Source organism: bacterium (assembly GCA_028821235.1).
GTDB lineage: Bacteria > Actinomycetota > Acidimicrobiia > Spongiisociales > Spongiisociaceae > Spongiisocius.
Map to the genome: position 1 here is coordinate 36,339 of JAPPGV010000151.1, position 7,165 is coordinate 43,503.

A 7,165-nucleotide genomic window follows, 5' to 3' on the forward strand; every position below is an offset into this window, starting at 1 on the left:
TCTATCCCCTCAAGTCAAGAGTCTGCGCCACCGGACCCTGCCTCGCAGCGGCACGGCGCTCAATGTCGTGCCACGCACCGATGAGCCGGTTGTAAGCAACTGCATCCGAACTCCAACCCTTTCGGTCTGCGATCTGATAGAGCAGGTAGGTAAGTCGGCGGGCCCGGTCGCCCATACCGCCGCCCACCTTCTGCAAGAGGTCAGCGGCGTCATCCTCCGAATTGTCCAGACGGGCGATCAAATGCTGTGCCACCTCCCACACGGTGATCCGTTTGTCGGTAAGCGGATCCCACTCCTCATCGAGGTCGTCCCCGGCTACCAGCCGCACCTTGCCAGCCTTCAATTCCGCGATGGCAGCCTCGACCACCCCGGCCACCGACGTGTTCTTCGCCTTGGCGAGCGTTTCCGCATCTCCGAACGGACCGTGGTCGCGGCCGAACTGCTCATACCAGGTCAACGCCCAGCGCGTATCTCCGTCGAGCTCGGTCTCCTCTGAAGATAGGACCTCCTCCAATGCCTCATTGATCAGAGCGAGGGCGGTCCGAACCGGCATCGAAGTCCCGTCGGCTTCCAACACTCTTGCATAGCGTGAGAACACTTCCATGCCAGGTCCGATCGCGGACTGAGCCATGTCCACCGGAGCGATGGCCTGATCCTGCAACAACCGAACCGCCTGCGGCAGTCCGGCATGAAGTGCATCAATGAACTCGCGCCGGGTGGCGAGCGGTGCATCGGGCTGACGCGGGCGGCAGGCGATCACGACCGAGGAAGCCAACACGGCTGCTCCACCCTGGGCCAGCAGCTTGTTGCTCAGCTCCGTCCTGACCGGCCAGGTACCCGTTACTTGGAACCGAGCATCCACCAAGCCTTGGAGGAACGTCTCCCAACCAGTCGAGACTTGTTCGCCTCGCTTGGTCTCCTGCTGCTTGTAGGCGTAGAAGATCGTGGCCGGGAAACGGGGATGCTGCACAGTCCCCAGCCGCTTCAAGAACCCTGCCATTCCCTTCTCGAAATGCGCCCTAGCGTCCTCCTTCGATCCGGCCCGATAGCGATTGGCGATCATCTCCTCCGACTTTGGAGTCAGCAGCGTGGCAGTCTCCTGAGGCCAAATGTCTCCCAGGTTTCTGCGAAGCCACACATAGAAGAAATCTGACAGGTCTGCATAGGAAATGTTGTCGTAATATGGAGGGTCGGTACACACCGTCGGCGATGGAGCTTCTCCCAGCCGTGCCCCTGCATCTCCCTGCTCGACGTCACCGAATCCCCTACCCGGTGCCGCGGCAACCGCTTTCTGGGCCCAAGCAACCTGACCCAACCAATTCCCCGACGACCGTGAAAACGGGTTCGATTCTGCGTAGTCCCATACCATCGGGATGGCCTGGCGGCCGAAGGTATTACGCATCTTCTCCCCGCTATTGTGCCAACTACAGAGAGCCGACCAGTAGTCAGCACACTTATCAACTACGAAGGCCAAGTAGGTGACTACTGCGTCAGCGTAAGCGTCAGCCCCGAAACCGCCATCATGGATCCGCAACCGCTCGTCTTCCATACCAGCATCAAGGGCGTCGGCCCGTACTCTCTCTCGCACCTCTGCCAAGAGGTCCGAGAACGTCGTCAAAGCCACCAACTGTCTAGACGTGAATAGCTTCCACCATTCGTCCAAGCCGTAGACGTATACGGTGCCACCGGTGAGCTTCTTCGGATTCCGTCCTTGGGGTCTCCAAGCAGGAGCACAAGGTTCCGGCAACTCAGTAGGAGGCAGGTACACCCGGCCTCGTGGTCTGCCCTCGGCGACAACGGCCAGCAACTGGGCACCCATGCGTCCGGCCCGTGATTCCGACTTGATGTAGTCGCCTGGGATCGCCGCTCCTGTGGCGATGCAGACACCCCTGCCACGTGTGACAGTACGCGGGTAACGCGGTTCCCCACCTTCTCGTATTCGGTAAGTGATCTTCGTCGCATCCCTATCGATGACCGGCTCCACCCACACCTTGGGCCTGCCGGCCTTGCGACGAAGCACCCAAGACGCCACCAGAGGCACTTGACCCGGCCAGGCCGGATCCGGCGACCGGACAGTCCTAGCCCAGATCCAGGCAATTGGAGTCAGCTTCTCCCCATCCAGACCAGTCGCATCCGGGTACAGTTGCCCGATCCGTTCGAACGCTCGGTCGCGCATCCACCGTCCGTAGTATCCGATGTCCTCGGCTAAGCCCTGAGCCCGCTCCCACGACTCCGAGCCGAACCTGTCGCGGGCGTCGGGATTGACGGGTGCCAGGCCAGCGAATCTCGGCGGGATCTCCACCAGGGCCTTGGAGATCAGCACCGCCACCGGGTTCAGATCACCTCCATAGGCCGGCAATCCGAGCCGCTGTGCCTCTAACGGGATCGTCCCACCCCCACAGAACGGATCCAGTACGTTCGGCAACTCCCCGTCACACGACGTCTCGATCTCAGTCCGCGCCTCCGCTAGCAACTCCGTGTTGTTGGAGTTCTCCCACACCACCAAGCGCTCGAGAATCCCGAATAACCGTCTCCGCTCAACTGCCTGATCCTCCTCCGTAGGGAACCGATCAGGATGAGCCGACGGATCATCCACTAGCGAAGCCCACAACACCGCCCGCGCCGCCGCCAGCGGCCGTCGCGCCCACCACAGATGCAACTTCGACGGATGCCCATGCCGGATCGCCTTCTCCCGCGCCGAAGCCGCACTGATCGCATCCAGCGGCAACGCCACCTCAATCAACTTCCGCTTGTAGCTCAACCTCTAGCCGCCATTCGCATGATCGTACCGCTTACCCGTGACAGCCTCGTCATCCAAGCGTCCCCGTTGCTCCCACCACAGGCAAAGCCCTCTGCTCTGTCCGACCCTTGGGCCAACGACACGGCCACGCTAAGATGAAACATCACGCATGTGATTCCGTGACGAGGGCCGACTACGCGCCCTTGCCCGGCGATCAAGCCAAACGATTGGCTCGCTATGCCTAGACCTTCAACTGAACGGCCCAGGTACATCTGGCCTGACAAGGCCCGTACTATGCGCGGGCTTGCGCCTTTGGCTATGTCGGCTGCTGAATACCTTCAAAAGTCGGCCGATCCGTACTTTTCAAGTGTACGTGATCTTCTGGAGGACTGGATATGCCACTACCCAACATCTCACCGATCGCAACTAGTAGCTAGGTTACGTGACAAGAACGATGACCAGTTTGACTCCGCATTCTGGGAACTCTACCTGCATGAGGCCTACCGTCGCTCGGGCTACTCAATCGAAGTGGAGCCTAAGCTGAGTAACACACCCAGGCGGCCGGATTTCCGTATGACTACTTCGAACGCAGTCTTCTACCTAGAAGCCACTTCGGTAAGGAAACCCAGTCTGAAAATAAAGGCAGAGCGGCGCCTAGCACCCTTGCTTGATGCTCTCATTGAAGCAACGTCCCCCGCACCCTTCCATGTCATGTTAACTTGCCATCGCTTTGGCAAGCAGAGTCTCCCTAGTAAACGGGCAGTTAGAAAGGTCCAAAGCTGGCTATCTACCTTAGACTATGTTTCAATAAAACAAGGATATGAGGATTTGGGTATCAGACATTTGCCAAGACGACAATTCGACATCGACGGATGGAACCTCGAATTCACAGCTTTCCCGTACGATTCTCAATCACAATCCGACTATCAACTGCTGAAAATGTGGTCGGACATGTCGACTGGAATCAAGGAGCCTCTTCTCGATCTCAGAACAGCGATCTTCCGTTCAGTCCGTGGAAAAGCTAACGCTTATCCCAATCTTGAGTACCCTCTCATTATAGCCATACAAATCAATGATCAGTGGCATGCTGATGACCATCACGTCTCACGCGCTCTGTACGGGAGACATTGGTTCCCTCAGCCGTATACGTCCAGTGGCAGAACGCTCCTCATGGATGGTGATTCACTGTGGATTACTAACGATAACAAATACAAGAATAGCCACATATCTCAGGTAATTACCGCGACGAACCTCAACATCGGCAATCTCCATGCTCAACCACATCTGTGGCCGAATCCCGATCCGAGTGTTGCCAAGCTTACTCATCCCGATCTCTTTACAGACGTAGCCACCAATCAACCGGGTACATCTGCCAGCATATACTTTCGCAGCTTACCTTTCCCTTAGCTAAGACTTTATTGGCTAACGGCGATGAGGCCCGGCCACAGGACCGACGAGCCAGCAAGGTGCCTACACCAACTCATGTTTGTGGCTCACCAGGTTTCTGCACCCAGTCCGACACTCGTGCGATTTCTGCAACTTGGCCGCGGCACTCTCTCGCCCCAAGTCAGTGTGACCACCCGGCCCAGGTACCGACCGTGGGCTCCGGTGGCGCGGTCCCGCGCGGATCCTCTGTCGTAGACGACTTCTAGGTCCGCAGGGGATGTTGTGAAGGCCTTGAGGTTCGCACACGACCACCTGTGAACCGTCCGGATCGGGAATGCCCCGGGCTTATCCGGAATCCGATGTCACACAATTGTACGGGACAGCTCAGGGGTATCACGTTGCCAAGTCACGAGGCGACCGAGGACTCGCGGCTCAAACACTTCGGCGCCGTGGCGGTCGTACGGGTCCATCGACGGCATGCGCCTGAAGCACGGATCAGATGGAGAGGTTAGGGCACAGGCCGTTAGGCCCGAACGCTTGGGAACAAGGCGGCTGCGGGTCTATTGCGATTAGAGGGCACGCCATCTGTTTGACGATCGTGCCCTCTAATCAGTTTGAATTGGCCGGGCTTATGGCCAGCCCTAGAATCTTAGTTGCTACGACCGAGTAATCTTAGAAGTAATCTTAGAAGCCAAACACACTATTCCTAGAATGATTATGTCTTAAGCCAAAAATATAAGGATCAGAAGAATTCTGAGATCGACCAGTAAGATGTTGTCGACAATGGTTCCATTAATATCCCTTTTCTTAGTCGATCTAAAGATCAAAATATCGCTACCTCCTTTCTTGCGAATCTTAGGCCTAACTCGAAGCACAGGAGTTAAGGGCTCAATATCTGTCTTTGCCAAAGAGAAGAATGAACAGTTCGTACAACCAATGAGAACTTACTTTGAGTACATCATGTCTACCAGGAGATTAGGTGCCGAGGGACTTGGCTGTGCAACAGCATGGCAAGGCTCTCCTGAGCAGTCAAGTCAAGGGCCGCAGTCCAAGGGCCGCGGTCGAGATCAGGCAGACTAGGAGGTCACCATACACCCTGCACTACGCTATAATGAGTGTCTATCTTTATCAAATGATCGGCAACCGGCACCGTCGCTCCGATTGCAAGGACCCGGGAAGATCGCCCTGTGTGCATCCGTGATCTCTCTGGGGAGCGGCGGTTAGGAGGTGACCCATGCACGCGGATTTGCTCAAGGAGCTTCGTACAAGGCGCGACGCCACCATACCGCCCATCTCCCGGTACCAGGAGGACACCCAGACCTCCCAGATACTCGATGACGGTGTATGGCAAGACTCCTGGAACTCCCGACTCGTCGGGGAAACCAAGAAGTGCGACATCGAGACCGGCGAGGACCAGAAGGGCACATGATCGACCTGCTCGTGTTGACGAACGAGCGGGACTACTCAATCGACCGGGTGATCAGGTGGCTCGGTGAGAACGAGCCCCAGACCCGGATCGAACGGGTGAACCGCGAGAGCCTGGCCTCGATTGGGGAAGTGTCGGCTACGTTGGATCAACTCAAGTGGCGGGTTCGAGAAGCCCCGCGCGTGGCCTGGCTGAGGCAGTTTCTCCCGGAACGGGATCCCTTCGGCCAATCGCCGACACCAGGAGAGATCGACGACATTCTGGTTGCCCGTCGGCAATGGCTCACCTGGCTCCATCTCTTTGAACAGGTGGGGACGCGCTGGTTCAACGATCCCGCCCGCACCTACCACGCCGAGTCGAAGGTACGGCAGTTGGCCGTTGCGGGACGCCTGGGGTTCGATGTGCCCCCGACCCTGCTAACGACGGATCGAGACCGCGCAGTGGCGTTCGACGCCGTACATGGGCCTTGCGTCGTGAAGTCTGTCGCAGCGGCATTCTGGGAGTTTTCGGATCAATCATTCGTCTTCACTATGGACGCACAGCATGCCCTTGCCGCCGACCGCGGATCCTGGCAGCGCCAGCCCGTTCTGGTGCAGCAGCGGATAGATGGGACGCATGACGCACGGTTGTTCGTGATCGGAGATTCGGTGGTGGCGGCGATGTGTCCCAGAAACGCCTTGGACTGGCGTACAGACGGTGCTGGCGAGTGGTCTCGTTGGTACCCGGATCAGCGAACCACCGAGCTTGCCGTGGCCTTCGTATGTGACTTCGGGCTCGAATACGGAGCGTTCGACTTTATTCTCGGGTCGCGTGAACACGCCGGTCCCGTGTTCCTGGAATGCAATCCATCTGGTGAGTTCGGGTTTCTCGACGATGTACTGGAACGGATGCCCTCGCAGCTGATCGGTCGTGTACTAGCTGGTCTCGTTTCCGATGTCACGCGATAGGGGCCGTCCGAGAGATAACACCGGTAGGTCAGACTGGAACCTACCGATACAGCAGTTATGGTCGGTCAGCCGGTCGATCTGTTCGTGGTGCTGGAGGCTTATCCGTCCCACGTTGATCCCGGCTCTGCGCGCCAATCCGAGAGTTCCCCAGGACACAACCGAGCAGCTGGAGGCCGGGGAAGAGCAGTGGCACAAGAGACTGAAGAAGCAATCCGCTGAAGAACGTGCCGCGATCGTACACCTGCTCTATGCCGTGTTCGAGACCGACCAGGACCGTGTCCGGGGATTGGAATCGAAGGCACGCGGTGTCGCGCAGACCGCCGCCTTGGTGCTAGCAGGGAACGCCGTCACCCTTGTCCTCGCACCATCTCGCGGAATCTGGCGAGTCGTCGTGGTCTTGTTGGTTATCGCTTCGCTGGTGTATGGAGCTGCTGCGGTTGGGGCGGCCCTCTACGCGGACAAGCCCAGGAGAAGGCACCTTTTGGGCGCAGAGGACGTACTCCCGCTGGAGAGGGCGGGCGCTGCTCTGGTGAGAGCGACGAGGGCAAACCGAGCGGCAAGCATCCAACAGTCCAACCTGACGGAGTCAGCCATCCACGATGTCGCACGCGCTTGATGGCGATCAGCGAAATTCCCCAGAGTTGGTCAGCGAATTTCCCCACCCTG

4 protein-coding genes are annotated in these 7,165 nt (G+C 58.3%); 3 read left to right on the forward strand and 1 reads right to left on the reverse strand.

The features are described from left to right. Window position 1: 1 nt before the first annotated feature. Window positions 2-2,743, reverse strand: a complete 2,742-nt coding sequence (locus tag OXK16_15790) for a DUF1156 domain-containing protein (GenBank protein ID MDE0377404.1) — start codon at window positions 2,741-2,743, stop codon at window positions 2-4. A gap of 2,617 nt (window positions 2,744-5,360) precedes the next feature. Here OXK16_15790 and OXK16_15795 point away from each other — a divergent pair. The 3 genes from OXK16_15795 to OXK16_15805 all read left to right on the forward strand — a co-directional run bounded on the left by OXK16_15795 (window position 5,361) and on the right by OXK16_15805 (window position 7,115). Then, on the forward strand, window positions 5,361-5,555 hold the full coding sequence (locus OXK16_15795) for a hypothetical protein (protein ID MDE0377405.1): 195 nt from the start codon (window positions 5,361-5,363) through the stop codon (window positions 5,553-5,555). Beyond that, window positions 5,552-6,499 (forward strand): hypothetical protein, encoded by a 948-nt coding sequence (locus tag OXK16_15800; protein ID MDE0377406.1) that lies wholly within the window; start codon window positions 5,552-5,554, stop codon window positions 6,497-6,499. Before OXK16_15795 ends, OXK16_15800 begins: the two co-directional genes overlap by 4 nt. A gap of 112 nt (window positions 6,500-6,611) precedes the next feature. Further along, window positions 6,612-7,115 carry a hypothetical protein gene (locus tag OXK16_15805; protein MDE0377407.1) on the forward strand — a complete coding sequence of 168 codons (504 nt, stop codon included), beginning with the start codon at window positions 6,612-6,614 and terminating at the stop codon, window positions 7,113-7,115. The last annotated feature ends 50 nt before the right edge of the window (window positions 7,116-7,165 follow it).